Origin of the sequence: Teredinibacter sp. KSP-S5-2, from assembly GCF_032773895.1 — a bacterium.
Taxonomy (GTDB): Bacteria; Pseudomonadota; Gammaproteobacteria; order Pseudomonadales; family Cellvibrionaceae.
On sequence record NZ_CP120416.1, the window covers coordinates 4,808,658 to 4,825,986 of the forward strand.

The window sequence follows — 17,329 nt, forward strand, 5'->3', positions numbered from 1 at the left end:
ACTACTCCATGAAATTAGGGCTTATTGCCGACACCAGCGTGCAAATTGAGGACCTGAAAACATTGGTGCTCAATGCAGGCTATGAAGTTGGTGTGGCATTGAAGGTGGGTTCTGCTGAGCCGGAAGAGATTCCAGCCGTTGACGCCTGGGTGGTTCGAATTGGTCCCTCGAGCGACGACAGTTATCCCTATGTAGAATCTCTCGGCGATTTGGATATCCCAGTCATTTTTGACGAAGTGGAAAGCTTCTCTTCGATGGAGAATGAAGAGAGAATTCGCCGCTTTGTTGCCAAGCTTGAGCGTTGCGCTACCGAAATTCGTGAAGATGACGAGCCTCCGGAGGAAAACACTAAGCAAAAAGCCAAAGAAGTCTGGGTGCTGGCGGCATCTACTGGCGGCCCGGAAGCTGTATCGAATTTTCTCAGTTTGTTGCCACCCGATATTCGTGGAACGGCGTTTATCTACGTGCAGCATATTGATCGGTCCATGCATGCGTCCTTAACTCGAACAATTGCAAAAAATTCCCAGTGGAAATTGCGGGATTGTGAAAAAACCAGAACGATTTTGGAACAGGAAATCTATCTGGTATCTCCAGAACATCAAATTGAGTTCAGTGAGATTGGTACTTTGTATCCAGTAAAACAAAAGTGGATGGGGCTGTTTCATCCAAGCATTGATCAGGTAATCGCGCGCACTGCGAGAAGGTTTGGAAAAAATAGCGGTGCAATTATTTTCTCCGGAATGGGAGATGATGGCGCACTAAGTTGTCGATTCTTAAAAAATATCGGCGGCCGGGTTTGGGCGCAAAGTCCGGAGAGTTGTACCATTGATTCAATGCCACAACATGCTATTGATACCGGGTGTGTAAGCTTTTTGGGAACACCGGAAAAACTTGCGGCACAGTTTTCACTGCTGCATGGACATAATTACTACATTAAAACAGAAGATCAGAAATTAGAGAATACACCATGACTGACCAGCTTGCGGCATTGGAACATGATACAGATATTCCATGTTTAATCCTTCCTCTTGTGGACTGCAATCTGTTATTGCCTACTGTAACCGTGGCGGAAATGGTGTCTCATAAACCTCTTGAAAAACGTCCGGATGCACCCGATTGGTTCCTCGGGTATTTCGACTGGCGTAACACAAAGGTACCTGTTTTATCCTATGAAGTTCTCAATGGTTCTGCATCCACACCTATGAACCCTAAAGGGCGTATTGCGGTACTAAACAACACAGGTATCAACGAGAAGCTACCGTTTGTTGCCATTCCAACTCAAGGGATTCCACGGCTGTCTCGTGTTGGGAAAGAAGATATTATTGAAAACGACGAAATACGGAAACGCCCGGTCGATTTAATGCAAGTGAAAGTTGGTGTGGAAGAGTTGGTCATACCGGACATTGCCGCTCTGGAAAATGCATATTTGCATATTATTTAGTTGTAATTAATTGGGGTAGTCCGAGCAGTTTTTAATGTTATCTCTGCCACCAAACTCGTTGGTGGCTGGATATACTAGTGAATTGATTTTCTGGTAAATATCTGATCGATCATTGTTTCGGATACAATATATTTTCTTCCGCAAAACTGGCAGTCAACATTGATCACATCTTGTTCTGCAATGAGTTGGCGGGCGTCCTGTTCTCCCAAAGAATAAACAGCATCAAGTGTCTTTTCTTCACTGCATTTACAACGGAATTTTAAAGTCTTTTCCGGGAACACTCGACATTCGAACTCATTAAATAATCGGTACAGGCAATCTTCCAGATTAAGCTCAAATAACTCGTCTTGTTTTATTGTCGCTGCAAGTTGTGTAGCGGTTTGCCATTGCTCATTACGTTGCTCATGGTCTTGAATAACTTGTGCGGGAAGGCATTGAAGGAACAACCCGCCACATTTCTTCCCGTCGGAAAAAAGCCACATCCGGGTTGGTAGTTGCTCAGATTGAACAAAGTAGTGGCATAAGCATTCTGCAAGCGTGTCGTGTTCGAGAGGGACTATTCCCTGGTAGCGTTCGCCTTTCTCCGGTTCAATAATAATCGACAATGCACCTTTGCCGATCAGATCAGGTAAGGATAAGTCGTTATAATCGTTTATGGATTCATGTTCTGGATTCTGCTGCAAAATACACCGAACTTCTCCACGATTTGAAACATCAGCCATAATGAGCGATACAGGACCTTTTCCTCGAGCCTGAACGGTGAGGATGCCATCGAATTTCAGTGTTTGGCTGACTAATACAGTAGCGGCTAAAAACTCGCCCAGCAGTTGTTTTAGGGGTGCTGGGATATCCTGATGGCTAATGGCTTCCTGATAGCTTTTTTCCAGAAGCGTTATCTCGCCCCGAATATCGGTTTTATCGAATAAAAAACGTAAAATTGTGTCGTTGCTACTCATAGTGGTGTTATTCAAATAACTCTCGTTTTAATCGGTGAATTTGTCTTCTTTGCTTGGTATTCGGTTTTGTGTCTGTTCGTAAATCCAGAATACCCAGTGTTTTTCTTTGTTCGGAATGAAGCTTGCGCTTTTCGATACTGTCGTTAGTTTCGTTGTAGAGTTTTTGCGCTTCCGGAGCGCCGCGTCGCTGTTCGGAAAGGCCCTCCACCGTTACTTCAAGTTCGTCCCATCCGCGACGAATTGTCAGCGTCATTCCAAGTTCTATTTCTTTACTGGCTTTTGCCCGCTGTCCATTAACATGTACTTTCCCGCCTTCGATTGCCTGCTTGGCAATATTTCGGGTTTTAAAAAAGCGAGCAGCCCATAGCCACTTATCGATACGAACCTTGGTAAGCTCGGGGGTGGATTGTTTTGACATAGTGGGTCTGATTATTGCGGCATGATTTCATCAAAATGACAAATGTCGATAAATTCACCAGTAGGCTCTTTGGGAGGCTGTTGTGAATCTGGTTGAATTATACACACTAAATGCTTGATACCATATTTTTGCGCGCTACGCAGTACTCTCGGCGTGTCGTCAATAAAGAGCGTTGTATCCGGGTCAAAGCTTTCTCTTTGGTGTAGCATATCCCAAAAGACACTATCTTCTTTCGGTGCTTGAAATTCGTGAGAGGAAACGACAATATCTAACCACCGATCGATCTCGGTTATGTCGAGTTTCAAATTCAGCCCCTTGGGGTGAGCATTGGTAATAAGAATAACTTTTTTGCCAAGCCGACGAAGCTGAATTAAAAACTGCTCAGCATAAGGTCGGGTTTGGATTTTATGTGCAATTTCTTTTTTTAGTTGAGGTATGTCAAGCCGAACTAGTTCACTCCAATGGTCTAGGCAGTACCATTGTAAGGTGCCCTCATGTTTCTCTATTTGGTTCATGAGTGCTATTTTGGCATGATCCTCATCGAGCCCATGGGCCTCTGCGTAACGCTTGGGCAAATGGGTAAGCCAGAAGTAATTGTCAAAATGTAGGTCAAGTAATGTACCGTCCATATCTAATAAGACGGTATTTATGGAATCCCAGTGAATCATTGTTAATACTTGCTTTATAGCCCAAGTGAAAATATAGGTCTGATCATGCCAGTAAAACCAGAAATTCTAAAGACAGAAACCATTTTTAAGAGTGACCATTTCCATGTGGAAGCTGTAGATCTTCGCTTTAACAATGGTGAAGAACGTCGTTACGAGCGACTTGTCGGAGATGTACAGCCTGCAGCCGTAATGATCGTACCAATGATAGATGAAGATACTGTGGTTATGATTCGTGAATACGGTGTTGGTGTGGAAGATTACCAGTTGACCCTGCCTAAAGGTAAGTTGAATGCTGGGGAGGATATTCTTGAAGGTGCCAACCGTGAGCTAAAAGAAGAAATCGGCTATGGTGCTGGTAACTTGCACATTCTTAAAACGATCACTAACTCACCTGCTTATATGCAACACACTATGACCATTGTCATTGCGATGGGGTTATATCCTGAGTGGCTGGTTGGGGATGAGCCTGAGCCAATTTTGACCGAGAAATTTAAAATCGAGGATGTAGATGAGCTGGTTGCTCGTGAGGATGTGACAGAATCGAGAACAATTACCGCGCTTTACATGGCCCGTGACTGGTTGAAGAAAACGTTCAACGAAGATGGGATTAATCTGTGATTCCAGAGTTAAACCGAAACCTGTTAACTCAGGTATCAGAACTATGCAAGGCGGCCGGAAAGGCCGCTTTGCACGTATACAACCGGCCAAATGGTGAGTTGGATGTTGCAACCAAGGCTGACCAGTCTCCTGTCACTGAGGCCGACCTGGCTTCTAATGCGGTATTGGTTGAAGGTTTGGAGAGGATTCTTCCTGGCGTACCTATCCTGTCAGAAGAAATTGAGTATCCAGACTTTTCTATTCGAAGTCAGTGGTCATGCTATTGGCTCATTGACCCCCTTGATGGAACCAAAGAGTTTATCAACCGAAATGGTGAGTTCACCATCAACGTCGCTCTAATTCAGGAGCAAAAAGCAGTTCTGGGCGTTGTTTATGCTCCGGTTTTGGATGTTTCCTATATGGGATTAGCTGGGCAAGGTGCATGGAAACAGATTTCTGAAGGGAGTGAGCAGTTACTATCTGTGAGGCCGTTAGCTGGGCGGGGCAGTGCAGAAAACCCCGTCGAGATTGTTGCCAGTCGTAGGCACGGCGCGGAAGCTGTCGAACAATTGATCGAACGACTTTGCAGCCGCTTTGGTGAAGTGGATGCTAAAAGTATGGGGAGTTCGTTAAAACTGTGCCTTGTTGCCGAAGGCAAAGCTGATATATACCCAAGATTAGCGCCAACTTGTGAGTGGGATACGGCGGCAGCACAGGCCGTGGTTGAGGCGGCAGGTGGAATTGTTCTAGATAATCAGCTTAATCAATTGAAATACAACGCAAAAGAAGAGCTCCTTAACCCACATTTTTATGTTTTAGGGGATAAAAACGTCTCTTGGTCGGAGATTCTTCTCGGATAGGGAGCATATTAACGTATTTTTCTTATGCGAAAATAATGTGTTCTCAAGGCGCAAAAGCTACGTTTTTCCCCTTCACTTTCAAATCCTTGAACTAAGATTATAAGACTGTAACGGTTGGTCTTGTTGATCAACAGTATTTCTCGGACTTAAAGCACTAAATTAGTAAGGGGATTGATAATGGAGCCAGCTGTATACTCAGAAGCGCGAACTAAAGTGTATGGTCGGACGTCCTCGCTAAAAAAACAGTTAACCAGGGAGATAGACTGTTTGGAACGTCAATTAGAGCGATTGAAGCTCCGCAATGACTTCTTGGACTTCACAACACTTCAGACCTACCAGGATATGATTAGTAGCAGAAGGGATATGGTAGAAAATTTACCTTAAGGATTTAACCTTCTCATCTTTTAAAGCGGAAACAAAAAAGGCTTGCCAGATGTACCTGGCAAGCCTTTTTCTTTGTGCAGCATTCTTTGCTGCTCTTTAAGACTTACGCCTTTTTAATGCGACGTACACCAGCAAGAGCAAGAAGACCTAGAGCAAACAAGTAGATGCTGTTTGGCTCTGGAACGTTAACAGTTGCTGCAACTACGTCGTTACCACAAGACATAGTCCAGTGAGTGCTAAGTTCGAAAGTATCACCAAGACCTAGAGAGCTAAGATCGAAAGATACTGTACGGAAGTAGCTGTCACCTTGTTGACCGGCTTCGTTAGAAAGCAAACCAGTTACTAGAGAACCTTCGTCCATAGCGAAAGGTACTGATTCTGGGTAAGTGATGTTGTTGTTCCACTCAGATACAGAGTAGAAACCAGCTGGGTCAACACCATTCGCGCCTGCTGAAGAGTTTACTTCAGTTGGGTCATAGTGCCAGCGGCTTGTGTCTGTAGTGAAGTCCATAGTGTATAGGCCGAAGTCTACAGCGTAGTTAAGGCCAGCACCGTTGAAGCCTACAGCTAGGTCACCAGCGTAGAAGTCTTGACCGTCGTGGAAAACGTGACCGTCAACCATGTCAAAACCAGTTTGAAGACCTAGAGAAAGTACGTTTGTTTGTTGGTCATAACGGTAGAAAAGATACTCAGCGTCGAAGTCCTGACCACCAAGCCCTGGGCTTACTCGGTCAAAATCTCCAGTTTGGTCTTCTGAAGCAATCATGTTCCAGCCGTCTGTCGCCCAGAAATCCATTACTGCTGCTTGAGAAAAAGCTGAAGCTGATACAAGAGCAACTGCAGATAAATATTTCACTAGTTTCATTGTTTATTACCACGTCCAAAGGTTAAAAGTTAATTATCCCGCGATTTCTATCACGATATGACGCTTAGATATGCATTAGGTGTGCCAACTTTTTTTTCTTTATTTTTCAATGACTTAGCGTGTAAGGGGATTAGTGCTGTAAGAATTGCCGACAATGGCGTCTGTTTCTACAGGTGTATATAGGTTGTATGTCGGGGAATTATACAGGCCCCCTCGACAATGGGGGCCTGTATTGGGTCGGGGTTAATTGCTGTTGTGGTTAATGGTTAAGCGATTAATATCGCCTCTGTTGTGGGATATTAGGGTTATAGTCGCACCTAATATTGGGATCAACCATACAAACTCCATGATAAGGCTTTTTTCCATCCAGCCCAGAGCCTTGCTTTCGAGGGTTAAATAACTTGCATAGGCATCGAGCAGCAGAATAACAATCGCGATCATTAAATAAATCATGGTGCTTCTCTCTCGTATACGTGCATTAAATGAAACAGTCTCCACTTCTATCTTTAATTATAGGAACGAGCGTTTTTATTTTATACAGCCTGTTTAGGTTAAGTTGTAACAACAAAAGGGTATAACTGCGTTTTTGGTTTGCGCTTAAAACAACATTTATGGCTATAAAAGTTTTAAAAACCAAAAATTAATAAAAAACTAACCTATTCAAAGTGTTTAATAACTTTTGAACGCCATACAGAGTTTGTTTCGAATGTACAGAAACCGTAAAAAATACGCCCGTTTCTTATTGAGCTGTTTCACTTTTGGTGTTGTAGTGGTGGTGGGAATCGTGAGGGTATAAAAAAGCAGAAGGGGGGAAGCCCGCCTTCTGCTTGGATTTAACGGCTAAGCCGTTGTGTTCGATAATTGCTTACAGTTGAGGACCAGCTGCAACCAATGCTTTACCTTCGTCATTGTCAGTGTATTGCTCAAAGTTCTTGATGAATCGACCAGCAAGATCTTTCGCTTTTTCTTCCCACTGAGCAGCATCTTCATAAGTGTCGCGTGGATCAAGAATGCTGTCATCAACATTTGGCAATGAAGTTGGTACTTCAAGGTTAAAGATAGGCAGAGTTTTGGTTTCTGCTTTATCGATAGTGCCTTCAAGAATCGAATCGATAATTGCACGAGTATCTTGGATAGAGATACGTTTGCCAGTACCGTTCCAACCAGTGTTTACTAGATAAGCTTCTGCACCGTGCTGTTCCATTTTCTTAACAAGCTCTTCTCCGTACTTAGTTGGGTGAAGAGTCAAGAACGCTTTACCGAAACAAGCAGAGAAAGTAGGTACTGGTTCAGTAATACCACGCTCGGTACCTGCTAGTTTCGCGGTGAAACCGGACAAGAAGTGATACTTGGTTTGTTCTTTGTCTAGTTTTGCTACTGGAGGCAATACACCAAATGCGTCTGCAGTTAAGAAGATCACTTTGTTTGCATGGCCTGCACGAGAAACTGGCTTAACAATGTTTTCGATATGGTAGATTGGGTAAGAAACACGAGTGTTCTCAGTAAGCGAACCGTCGTCATAATCCACTTTGTTGCCATGAACAACAACGTTTTCCAATAGAGCATCACGTTTGATAGCGGCGTAGATATCTGGCTCGGCTTCTGGGTCAAGCTTGATGGTTTTTGCGTAGCAGCCGCCTTCAAAGTTGAATACACCGTTGTCGTCCCAGCCGTGCTCGTCGTCACCGATAAGTGCACGTTTTGGATCAGTAGAAAGAGTAGTTTTACCAGTGCCAGACAAGCCGAAGAAAATTGCAACGTCGCCGTCTTTACCAACGTTAGCAGAACAGTGCATGGAAGAAATGCCACGTAGAGGCAAGAAGTAGTTCATCATTGCGAACATACCTTTCTTCATTTCACCGCCGTACCAAGTACCGCCGATAACTTGCATTTTTTCTGTCATGTTGAAGCAAGTGAATACTTCAGAGTTCAAACCGTGCTCTTTCCACTTCTTGTTAGAAGTTTTTGAACCGTTCATTACAACGAAGTCTGGCTCACCGAAGTTTTCCAACTCTTCAGCAGTTGGACGCAAAAACATGTTTGTTACAAAGTGTGCTTGCCATGCTACTTGAACGATGAAACGAATTTTTAAGCGAGTGTCATCGTTAGTACCGCAGAAAGCGTCAACCACGAATAAACGGCTGTTTGAAAGTTGCTCAGTTACTGTGCCCTTTAGGTCGTTCCATACTTCTTGAGAGATAGGGCGGTTGTCGTTAACTGCTTTATCGCTGGTCCACCATAATGTATCGCGAGTTGTATCGTCTAAAACAACATACTTATCTTTTGGCGAGCGGCCAGTGTATTCGCCAGTGTGTACTGCTACAGCACCTGACTCTGTAACAATGCCTTTCTCGAAGCCTTCTAAACCTGGTTTAGTTTCTTCTTCGAATAGTTGTTCATAAGATGGGTTGTGAACAATCTCAGTTACGCCTTGGATGCCATACTTGGAAAGGTCTAGATTCACAGACATTTATAGTCTCCTGCTTAGTTGATGGCCTAATGTGTGGTTAGGTTGTTTGCTTCGAACCCGGTTGTGCCTGGTTTTTCAGCGGTATTTCGTTTGGGTCAATAATACAAAAGGGGTACTTTTTGAGAAATATTCGCGATTGACGCACATCAAGTTTTAATTTGTGATGTAACCTTTCCTTGATTTGGAATAAGTCTGCGAACTCTACGGAATAACGGCCGGTAAAAACTTGGTGGTTGATCTGCCAAATACCCTTCAAATGTTAAAGGCTTTTATTCTCATTAACGCAAAAAGTGTAAGACAAAATTAGACACAGATTTCCGTAAAATCCAGCCGTGATAGAGAATTATCTTGAGCTATTTTTATTTTCTTATTTCTGCTGTTCAAATAGCCGTAATTTTTATGTTCTGCCTTTTATTCTTAGCGTCAAAACGGTGATTGTTGATCAGCAATAGAAAGCTTGAAATATCAAAAATAAAAGAAAAAAACAGATTAATATAATCAAAGGTGATGTCTATTATAATCTAATTAGAGTTCGATTTGTTGGTTAAGATGACACGAATAGGAATGTATTTTTATTTGCAAAATGATGGCGCATCCCTGCTAAAAAACGTCCTGATCAAATTGTTAGTTGAGCAATAATTGGATCGGAGTAACTGCTGAATAAATTGTCTGTGTCATACGCAGTAATCAAAAATTCGTATTCGCCGGCATCCAGATTTTCAATGACGTATTCAGTAATCGTTTGATCGTTTATTTCCACTTCCGTGTAGGTCAATTGGTCGGTACGACGATATATGATGACGTAACCTCCAATCTCCCCAAGGGGTAAATCTGCACCATTTTCTCGAGTTGTTGGAATCATCCACTCAACTGAAGCGGAAACCTTCTGTGGGCTTGGCTCAGTGGGGGAAACTGGATCGACGGGGTCTGTTGGATCAGCAATAGGGTCGGATGGTTCAGTTGGCTGAGTACCGGGGTTTTCTACAGGTGGCTTTTCAGCAATAAGGCCGCTGCCTTCACCTGATCCTCCGCAGGCCACAAGAGTACTGGCAATGCCCAGAGCTAATATAAGTTTAAGTGGCGTGTTCATCCGTTTACCTCTGAATGATTTGTTTGGTACTTTTGTAGTATTCTAGCGGTGTTCGATATTGGTACTTGTGTGCTAGTTAACAGATTTGTTAGGTGGCGTGTACATCCACCAAAAGGCCTCTTATTTTGTGAGGTGGGTCTTGTTTATGACGCGAAAAAACATGCTATCAGGGGGTAAATTGCTGGCCCAGGCATAAAAAAAACTGGATTTCAATACTGTTGCTTGGTCGGGTATTTGGCCATAATTCGCCACCGAAATTGGGCGACTGTGGTCGTGTTGCCTTATTAAACCAATCCAGGCAGTTTAAGTATCTATGTCAAAAATTTTCCAAACGATATCTCAAGAACTCAATGTCAATCCATCTCAGGTTACTGCGGCTGTGGGGCTGCTTGATGAAGGTGCTACCGTGCCTTTTATCTCTCGTTATCGAAAGGAGGTAACCGGAGGCTTGGACGACACGCAGCTCAGGAAGCTGGAAGAGCGGTTGCAATACCTTCGGGAGATGGAGGATCGCCGGGAGACTATCTTAAAGTCCATTGCTGAGCAGGAAAAACTCACGCCGGAGTTGGAAGCGCAAATCCAGGCAGCGGAAACCAAAACCCAGCTGGAAGACCTTTACCTGCCATACAAGCCCAAACGTCGAACCAAAGCGCAAATAGCCCGAGAAGCCGGGTTAGAGCCTCTGGCAGACATGCTATTGGCTGACCCAAGCAAGACTCCAGAGGAAGAAGCGTTAGCCTTCTTCAACGAAGAGCATAAGATTACGGATGTGAAATCTGCATTGGACGGCGCCAAACAGATTTTAATGGAGCGTTTCAGTGAAGACGCGCAGCTGCTTGAAAAGTTGAGAAGCTTTTTAAATAGTGAAGGCTATATACACGCGACACTTGTCGAAGGCAAGGAATCTGAGGCAGCAAAATTCCGGGATTACTTTGACCACAAAGAACTTGTTCATAAGGTTCCGTCACATCGTGCATTGGCTATGTTTCGCGGGCGAACAGAAGGCTTTTTGAATCTTCAACTGACTTTAGAAAACGAGTTGGAGCCAGGAGCGAAGCACCCTTGTGAAACGATGATCGCGGGACATGTTGATATTCACGATGAAGATAGACCCGCAGACAAATGGTTGGCGGAAGTCGTGCGTTGGACATGGCGAGTTAAACTATTAACCCATTTGGAAACCGATTTATTCGGTAATTTGCGAGAGCATGCCGAAGCCGGTGCGATTGAGGTATTTGGCCGCAACCTGAAGGATTTGTTACTAGCCGCACCAGCAGGGCAAAAAGCCACTATCGGTCTTGATCCGGGTTTGAGAACGGGAGTTAAAGTTGCTGTGGTCGATGCCACTGGGCAAGTGTTGGATCACGGCGCAATTTTCCCCAATCCTCCGCAAAATAAAATTCGTGAAGCGGAAGGCGTATTAGTAGCGCTGTGCAAAAAATATGACGTAGGTTTAATTGCGATTGGTAATGGCACGGCGAGCCGTGAAACGGACAAGTTTGTTGGCGATATTTTAAAAACCCATAAAGATATTCATGCACAAAAGGTTGTGGTGAGTGAAGCTGGGGCATCGGTGTACTCTGCTTCTGAATTTGCCGCGAAAGAATTTCCGGATCTGGATGTCACCATTCGTGGTGCGATTTCCATTGCTCGGCGATTGCAAGATCCTCTGGCAGAATTGGTAAAAATCGAGCCCAAGTCGATTGGTGTTGGCCAGTATCAACATGATGTTTCGCAAACTCGTTTATCCAAAACCTTGGATGCTGTGGTAGAAGATTGTGTAAACGCAGTGGGTGTGGAAATTAATACTGCTTCCGCTCCATTGCTTGCCCGAGTGTCAGGCTTAAACCAATCTATTGCCAATAATATCGTTGAGTTTCGAAATAAAAATGGTGCACTGAAAAATCGTGAACAGCTTAAGGATGTTCCTCGACTCGGTGCCAAAGCATTTGAACAGGCTGCAGGCTTTTTACGTATTGCAAATGGCGATAACCCTCTGGACTCGTCTGCTGTGCATCCTGAGTCCTATGCCGTGGTAGAAGAAATTGCCAAGAAAAATAACAAAGATGTTCAGGGCTTAATTGGCGATACGGGATTTTTACGTAAGCTTTCAGCTAATGACTATGTCAGTGAAAAATTTGGTTTGCCCACAGTGCAGGATATTATTCAGGAATTGGATAAACCTGGTCGTGACCCCCGACCCGAATTTAAAACAGCGCAATTCCAGGAAGGGGTGGAAGAAATAAAAGATCTGGAATTAGGTATGGTTCTGGAAGGCACGGTTACCAACGTGACAAATTTTGGTGCTTTTGTCGATGTCGGTGTGCATCAGGATGGCCTGGTTCATATCTCTGCCCTTTCTGAAACTTTCGTCAAAGATCCGCATCAGGTTGTTAAAGCCGGTGATATTGTAAAAGTGAAAGTTATGGAAGTGGATGTGCCTCGTAAACGTATCGCGCTTTCAATGCGTATGGGTGATGAGCCTGGTGAAAAACGTGAGTTTAATCGCGGTGGTGGAAATAATCGCCCGGATAACCAGGCTAAAAAGAAAAACTTCGGTGGCGGAAATCAGAAACCGCAGCAAGGAACCATGGCGGCGTTATTTCAGCAAGCGATGAAAAAGAAGTAAATTTTTATATCCCAACCCAATACCCAGGCTTCATGGAAGAGGTCTGGGGGAAATGTTCATTTTCTGCAAAGGCTGTATGTAAAAAAATTGAGAATGACTTTCTCCTTTGTTCACTGATCTGATAGTAAAATTACCGCAATCTGCTAGCGAAAATCTTTTTATAGTAAAGCCAGCATTAATGTGAGAGTGAATGATGGAAAAACAGATTACAGCTTTGGAAGAACGTCTTCGTCTTGCCATGCTTAACTCGGATGTGGCGACATTGGACGAACTTATTTCACCGAAACTTCTCTTTACCAATCATCTTGGTATGCTGATATCCAAAGAGCAGGATCTTGACGCTCACAGGAGTGGTGCGCTTGAAATCCGTTCCATCAATTTGTCTGAGATAAGAATTATGCCATTTTCTGACGCGGCTATCGTATCAGCTAAAACTGAGATAGTGGGGCGTTATGCGGGGCAGGAAGCCAATGGGACTTTTCGATTTACCCGGGTGTGGTCCTCTGACTCTGGCAATTGGCAGGTCGTGGCGGGACACTCTTGTCTGCTGGCTTAGCTCAGACTTTTTGCCTTTCGACAGATAGATTTCTTTCGAAAGAAATATTGATTGATGTGGTACACGCTATTCGAGACAAGCGCACTCTAATTAGTGCGCTTATATTTAACACAGTTTTAATTCCTTGGTGGTGGTTTATATTTTTATAAAATTAAGCCCTTTTAGCAATTTTTCTTCTTCTTAAAATCCCAAGGAAAATTCCACCGAGTGAAAGAAACGACATTGCCATGAGGTTTGGTTCTGATACTGTTGCGATCTCTCCGCCAATAACCACGGTATAGGCCACGTCGTTTAACATGTAATCCGTCACCGGAAATGCGCTGTAATTGTAGTCGCCGCCTTCAGTCCATTCATCGGACGTAACTGAACCCGAACTCACGCCCAATACATATAGCCCTGCCTCTAAAAATGACAACGGATCCCTAGTATTCTGTGGGTTGTTGCTTGACTGATAGAAAAGACGATATGTGGGGTCAAAATGTGCGGCATTAGCTGGGTCATCCGCTTGTATAGAAATAGATAAATAGCTATCTGCGGCCAGCTCAAAAGAGTAAAACTCAATATTGGTTCTATCGTGGAAATATTGGCCGGATCCGGTTGCTTCGTTATCCCATATCTGGGTTCCATTAAACGTAATTGTTCCCGCAAATAACAATTGGGAAATTGTTAGAAGTGGAAGGGCTATTAGTGAACAGATGAGGGCTCTATATGTTTTCATACATTTCTCCGTGAGTCTGCCAACATAGTTGCATGTCAGCCAAAATAGTTTTTAATGCTCAAGTCTGCCTGCCTGGCATTTGGGTAGCTTGGCCGTTGGCCGCGCATATTGTATTTAAGAACTTATTTTATTTGAGAGAACTTACGACATATATTCGACGGAAAATTGAAGAAAATCCACATGATAATGACGGGATTCACAAATATTCATGTAAAGAAAATTTTGGTGCCAGTTATGATTGTTGATGTATGGTTTTTCGTCGTTTTATTTTGGAAAATGCGAACTATTTTAATTTTTTGTTCTTTTAATCTTTACCTTTAACGGTGTTCATGAAGTACCGTTATTGTTCCAATTTAATAAATGGCTGTGAAAGAAGGTGGAGTGATGTATTTGTTAATGGTTAAAAAATTAAAGATAGTATTGGTGTGTCTGTATTGTCTGTTTATTCTAATTGCGTGCGGGGCAACGATACCATTTCAGACGTATGCGCCGACTAGTGACAGTAATGCGGTAGTTTATGTTTATCGACCATATCGATTTGCCGGTTCGATGGCAAGCCCAAAGGTATACCTTTCAGATCAGGATTTGGGTGTGTTGAATGCAGGAACCTATTTGGTGACGGAAATACCCCCGGGAGAGCACGAATTTTTGATTGGTAAAAAAGGTAAAGAGTGGGTGAATTGGGCGCCGGATACCATTCAACAGCGTGTAAATTTTGATGCTGGAAAAGTGTATTACTTTAGAATGAGCTTGGATTTAAGTGATGTGTCTATGTTTGTTATACCGATGGGGTATGTGCCAACGGTGATGAGCTCTGGAACCGCAAGAGTGAAGTTCGATATGATGGAGCCGGAAAAAGCGTTTGATGAGATACAGAAAACGAACCCGGCTAACACAGATGATGAAGCCGATGAAGAGGATGAGTTCTAATTCGATTGATTTATAAAGCCGAAAAAGAGGTGCAAACGTTTAATTAGCAATTCTAGTTAAACCAGCTCTCTTTCTCGGTCATTTGGATCTATCGATATTTAACGAGTGCGCAATAAAAATCTATCCCTGTGGTTTGTTAGAAATCTGTTCGGCTTATCGAATATCCTCCTGGTCTATCAATAAGGCCAACTACCCTGGCGTTAATCCAATCAAAATATTTTGCGACCATTTTTAAATTTCTCCGTCTTAACCTGTAAATGATTCAAAACTATTTCTCAGGAGAAGATGATGAAACGTTTTCATATTCATATTGCTGTCGCAGACCTGGCTGTTAATGTCGATTTTTATCGACGTCTATTTGAGGTACAGCCTAGTGTTATTCGAAACGACTATGCCAAATGGGAACTGGACGACCCGATGATGAACTTTGCTATTTCATCCCGAGGGCATGAGGTTGGTATTAATCATATTGGTGTTCAAGCTTCTACAGAGGAAGAATTACAGAACTTAAAGCACAACGCCTTCCTGGCAGCGTCAAATAGTGTGCATGAGCAGCGTGAAGCAACATGTTGCTATGCTAAAAGCAACAAACACTGGTTAATTGACCCGCAGGGTATTGCCTGGGAGCACTTCCATACTCTGGATACTCTCAATGCCTTCGGAGAGGACAATAGGACGGAGTCGACAGCGTGCTGTATTCCAATGCGTCAATCGGAGCAAGAACAGGAATTGTGTTGTCTACCTGAATCAACGAATGCTGGGGATGACAGCGCTTTGTGCTGTGGTTAAGAGACAGTATATGAACAAACAGCAGAATGCATTAGAGGAGGCGGTAAATAGCCTCCAGACTCGTTTGCGTAGGTATTTGAGGAAGCGCTTATCGGATATTTCGGATGTGGATGATGTAATACAGGAGGCCTTTCTCAAAGCACTCAATGCTCAGAAGGCGGGAAAAAATATCGATAATATACATGCCTGGCTTTTTGCTGTGGCGAAAACTACGCTGGTGGATCTATATCGAAGTCGAGGTGTGCCGACAGAACAATTGGAGGATGATCTGGCAGAGCCTGGCAATGATAATATGCAATTACATCAGGAAGTGGCTTTATGTGTGCGGCCCTTTATCGAATCTTTACCTGAAAAGTATCGAGATACGTTATTGGCCACGCAAATTGAAGGTATGTCCTTAACCGAATATGCGCAAGAGCAAGGGCTTTCTGTGTCAGCGATAAAAAGCCGTGTTGCCAGAGCAAGGAAAATACTAAAGCAGGACCTATTATCGTGTTGTCGTATTCAGTTCAGTAACGGCAAGGTTGCGGATTACGGAAAAACCGATTCCGGGTGTAATGGGAAATGTTAAAAAAAAGATCAGAATACTAAGAACCTCTACTCTGTTGAGTAAAGGTTCTTAGTATGAACTTATGGTAAAGAAGGGATACCGTAATCCTTGCCGTAGTTTTCCACTACAAAATCAATGTCTTTATCACCGCGTCCAGAAAGGTTAACCAGAATGCTGCCTTTCTCACCCGATTGCGCCAGCTTAAGTGCATAGGCAACCGCATGGGAAGATTCAATTGCAGGAATAATACCCTCCAGGCGAGATAGCTCGAAAAACGCATCAATGGCTTCTTTATCATTGATATGTTCGTAGTTCACTCGCTGAATATCTTTCAGGTAAGCATGTTGTGGTCCAACAGACGGGTAATCCAAGCCGCTGGCAACAGAGTAAACTTCCTGTGGTTCACCATCGGCATCTTTCAACATATAGGATTTAAAACCGTGCATTATGCCGGGTTCGCCTTTTGTAAGCGTGGCTGCGTGTTCACCATCTTCATCCAGGTTTCTGCCTGATGGTTCAACACCATGGAGTTTGACTTCTTTATCGTCCAGAAACGCGGAAAAAATTCCCATTGCATTGGAGCCACCGCCAACACAGGCCACTATGTTGCCGGGTAAGCCCCCTGTCATGGAATTAAACTGTTCTTTGGCCTCGTTACCCACAATGGATTGAAAGTCTCTCACCATCATGGGGAAAGGATGAGGACCCACAACAGAACCAATGGCATACAGTTGCGTAACGGGATCTTTCAGGTAGGCTTCAAAGGCCGCATCCACAGCTTCTTTCAAGGTTTTCCGACCGTGGGTCGCGGGGATGACATTGGCCCCAAGAATATGCATGCGCACCACATTCGGGTGTTCTTTTTTGATATCCACTTCGCCCATGTAAATATCACATTCCAAGCCAACCAGTGCGGCGGCCGTTGCCAGAGCCACGCCATGCTGGCCAGCTCCGGTTTCTGCAATCAGTTTTTTCTTGCCCATTTTTTTCGCTAAAAGCGCTTCACCCAGGCAGTGGTTTATTTTGTGTGCACCGGTGTGGTTAAGGTCTTCCCGCTTTAAATAAATATCCGTGCCGTATTTTTTGGACAGATTTTTCGCGTGGAATACCGGGCTTGGGCGGCCGACATAGTGTTGGTAGAGTTCCGTCAGCTGACTTAGAAACTCGGGGTCCTGTCTGATTTCTCGATAGGCGGCATCAATCTCTTGCATAATGGCTTGCAGTTGTTCGGGAATAAAACTGCCACCGTATTCACCGAAAAAGCCTTCTTCATTGGGGAGTGGGTGATCGAATGTATTTTTCATATCTCGGACTTATCTGTTGTGCTCGTTATTATATCTGCGGCCTTCATAGTATCTGCCTGAAGGTCAGCGGACTGAAAAAAGCATTGTAGCTTAAAAAGTGCTCA

General features: G+C 43.7%; 18 protein-coding genes. 9 read left to right on the forward strand and 9 right to left on the reverse strand.

Annotated features, from left to right (window positions below; genetic code table 11):
• Nucleotides 1-8: 8 nt before the first annotated feature.
• A complete protein-coding gene (locus tag P5V12_RS20680) occupies nt 9-971 on the forward strand; it encodes a chemotaxis protein CheB (protein ID WP_316954980.1) in 963 nt (320 codons plus the stop codon).
• A complete protein-coding gene (locus tag P5V12_RS20685) occupies nt 968-1,441 on the forward strand; it encodes a chemotaxis protein CheW (protein WP_316954981.1) in 474 nt (157 codons plus the stop codon). The genes P5V12_RS20680 and P5V12_RS20685 overlap by 4 nt, the downstream gene beginning before the upstream one ends.
• A 74-nt stretch (nt 1,442-1,515) precedes the next feature.
• Here P5V12_RS20685 and hslO read toward each other — a convergent pair whose 3' ends face one another.
• Genes hslO through yrfG form a run of 3 tightly spaced genes read right to left on the reverse strand, consistent with a single transcriptional unit; the run spans nt 1,516 to nt 3,483 of the window.
• Nucleotides 1,516-2,397, reverse strand: coding sequence for an Hsp33 family molecular chaperone HslO (gene hslO / locus P5V12_RS20690; protein ID WP_316954982.1), 882 nt, complete (start codon nt 2,395-2,397; stop codon nt 1,516-1,518).
• A gap of 7 nt (nt 2,398-2,404) precedes the next feature.
• Nucleotides 2,405-2,815 (reverse strand): RNA-binding S4 domain-containing protein, encoded by a 411-nt coding sequence (locus tag P5V12_RS20695; protein ID WP_316954983.1) that lies wholly within the window; start codon nt 2,813-2,815, stop codon nt 2,405-2,407.
• Between the two features lie 11 nt (nt 2,816-2,826).
• A complete protein-coding gene (gene yrfG, locus P5V12_RS20700; protein ID WP_316954984.1) occupies nt 2,827-3,483 on the reverse strand; it encodes a GMP/IMP nucleotidase in 657 nt (218 codons plus the stop codon).
• Nucleotides 3,484-3,528: 45 nt separating this feature from the next.
• Between yrfG and nudE the strand changes: the two genes are divergently transcribed.
• Together nudE and cysQ are read left to right on the forward strand one after the other, a co-directional pair.
• Nucleotides 3,529-4,101 carry an ADP compounds hydrolase NudE gene (gene nudE, locus P5V12_RS20705; protein WP_316954985.1) on the forward strand — a complete coding sequence of 191 codons (573 nt, stop codon included), beginning with the start codon at nt 3,529-3,531 and terminating at the stop codon, nt 4,099-4,101.
• Nucleotides 4,098-4,940 (forward strand): 3'(2'),5'-bisphosphate nucleotidase CysQ, encoded by an 843-nt coding sequence (gene cysQ, locus P5V12_RS20710; protein ID WP_316954986.1) that lies wholly within the window; start codon nt 4,098-4,100, stop codon nt 4,938-4,940. The genes nudE and cysQ overlap by 4 nt, the downstream gene beginning before the upstream one ends.
• 487 nt (nt 4,941-5,427) lie before the next feature.
• On the opposite strand, the gene P5V12_RS20715 is transcribed toward cysQ, so the two are convergent.
• The 4 genes from P5V12_RS20715 to P5V12_RS20730 form a co-directional block, all read right to left on the reverse strand.
• The gene (locus P5V12_RS20715) at nt 5,428-6,189 is read right to left on the reverse strand and encodes a PEP-CTERM sorting domain-containing protein (protein ID WP_316954987.1); all 762 of its coding nucleotides are present in this window, start codon (nt 6,187-6,189) and stop codon (nt 5,428-5,430) included.
• Between the two features lie 243 nt (nt 6,190-6,432).
• A complete protein-coding gene (locus P5V12_RS20720; RefSeq protein WP_316954988.1) occupies nt 6,433-6,642 on the reverse strand; it encodes a hypothetical protein in 210 nt (69 codons plus the stop codon).
• 412 nt (nt 6,643-7,054) lie between these two features.
• A complete protein-coding gene (gene pckA / locus P5V12_RS20725; RefSeq protein ID WP_316954989.1) occupies nt 7,055-8,659 on the reverse strand; it encodes a phosphoenolpyruvate carboxykinase (ATP) in 1,605 nt (534 codons plus the stop codon).
• A 616-nt stretch (nt 8,660-9,275) separates the two neighbouring features.
• Complete coding sequence (locus P5V12_RS20730; protein ID WP_316954990.1) at nt 9,276-9,749, reverse strand: fibronectin type III domain-containing protein; 474 nt, start codon at nt 9,747-9,749, stop codon at nt 9,276-9,278.
• A 313-nt stretch (nt 9,750-10,062) separates the two neighbouring features.
• Between P5V12_RS20730 and P5V12_RS20735 the strand changes: the two genes are divergently transcribed.
• Both P5V12_RS20735 and P5V12_RS20740 read left to right on the forward strand, forming a co-directional pair.
• On the forward strand, nt 10,063-12,378 hold the full coding sequence (locus P5V12_RS20735; RefSeq protein ID WP_316954991.1) for a Tex family protein: 2,316 nt from the start codon (nt 10,063-10,065) through the stop codon (nt 12,376-12,378).
• Nucleotides 12,379-12,568: 190 nt separating this feature from the next.
• Nucleotides 12,569-12,934, forward strand: a complete 366-nt coding sequence (locus P5V12_RS20740) for a nuclear transport factor 2 family protein (RefSeq protein ID WP_316954992.1) — start codon at nt 12,569-12,571, stop codon at nt 12,932-12,934.
• Between the two features lie 151 nt (nt 12,935-13,085).
• Here the strand turns inward: P5V12_RS20740 and P5V12_RS20745 are convergent, their stop codons facing one another.
• Nucleotides 13,086-13,652 (reverse strand): hypothetical protein, encoded by a 567-nt coding sequence (locus P5V12_RS20745; protein WP_316954993.1) that lies wholly within the window; start codon nt 13,650-13,652, stop codon nt 13,086-13,088.
• 360 nt (nt 13,653-14,012) lie between these two features.
• On the opposite strand from P5V12_RS20745, the gene P5V12_RS20750 reads away from it, so the two are divergent.
• The 3 genes from P5V12_RS20750 to P5V12_RS20760 all read left to right on the forward strand — a co-directional run bounded on the left by P5V12_RS20750 (nt 14,013) and on the right by P5V12_RS20760 (nt 15,942).
• Nucleotides 14,013-14,582, forward strand: a complete 570-nt coding sequence (locus P5V12_RS20750) for a DUF2846 domain-containing protein (RefSeq protein ID WP_316954994.1) — start codon at nt 14,013-14,015, stop codon at nt 14,580-14,582.
• 285 nt (nt 14,583-14,867) lie between these two features.
• Nucleotides 14,868-15,371 carry an ArsI/CadI family heavy metal resistance metalloenzyme gene (locus P5V12_RS20755; protein ID WP_316954995.1) on the forward strand — a complete coding sequence of 168 codons (504 nt, stop codon included), beginning with the start codon at nt 14,868-14,870 and terminating at the stop codon, nt 15,369-15,371.
• Nucleotides 15,372-15,381: 10 nt separating this feature from the next.
• Nucleotides 15,382-15,942 carry a sigma-70 family RNA polymerase sigma factor gene (locus P5V12_RS20760; RefSeq protein WP_316954996.1) on the forward strand — a complete coding sequence of 187 codons (561 nt, stop codon included), beginning with the start codon at nt 15,382-15,384 and terminating at the stop codon, nt 15,940-15,942.
• Nucleotides 15,943-16,001: 59 nt separating this feature from the next.
• Here the strand turns inward: P5V12_RS20760 and trpB are convergent, their stop codons facing one another.
• Nucleotides 16,002-17,225 carry a tryptophan synthase subunit beta gene (gene trpB, locus P5V12_RS20765; RefSeq protein ID WP_316954997.1) on the reverse strand — a complete coding sequence of 408 codons (1,224 nt, stop codon included), beginning with the start codon at nt 17,223-17,225 and terminating at the stop codon, nt 16,002-16,004.
• Nucleotides 17,226-17,329: the final 104 nt, after the last annotated feature.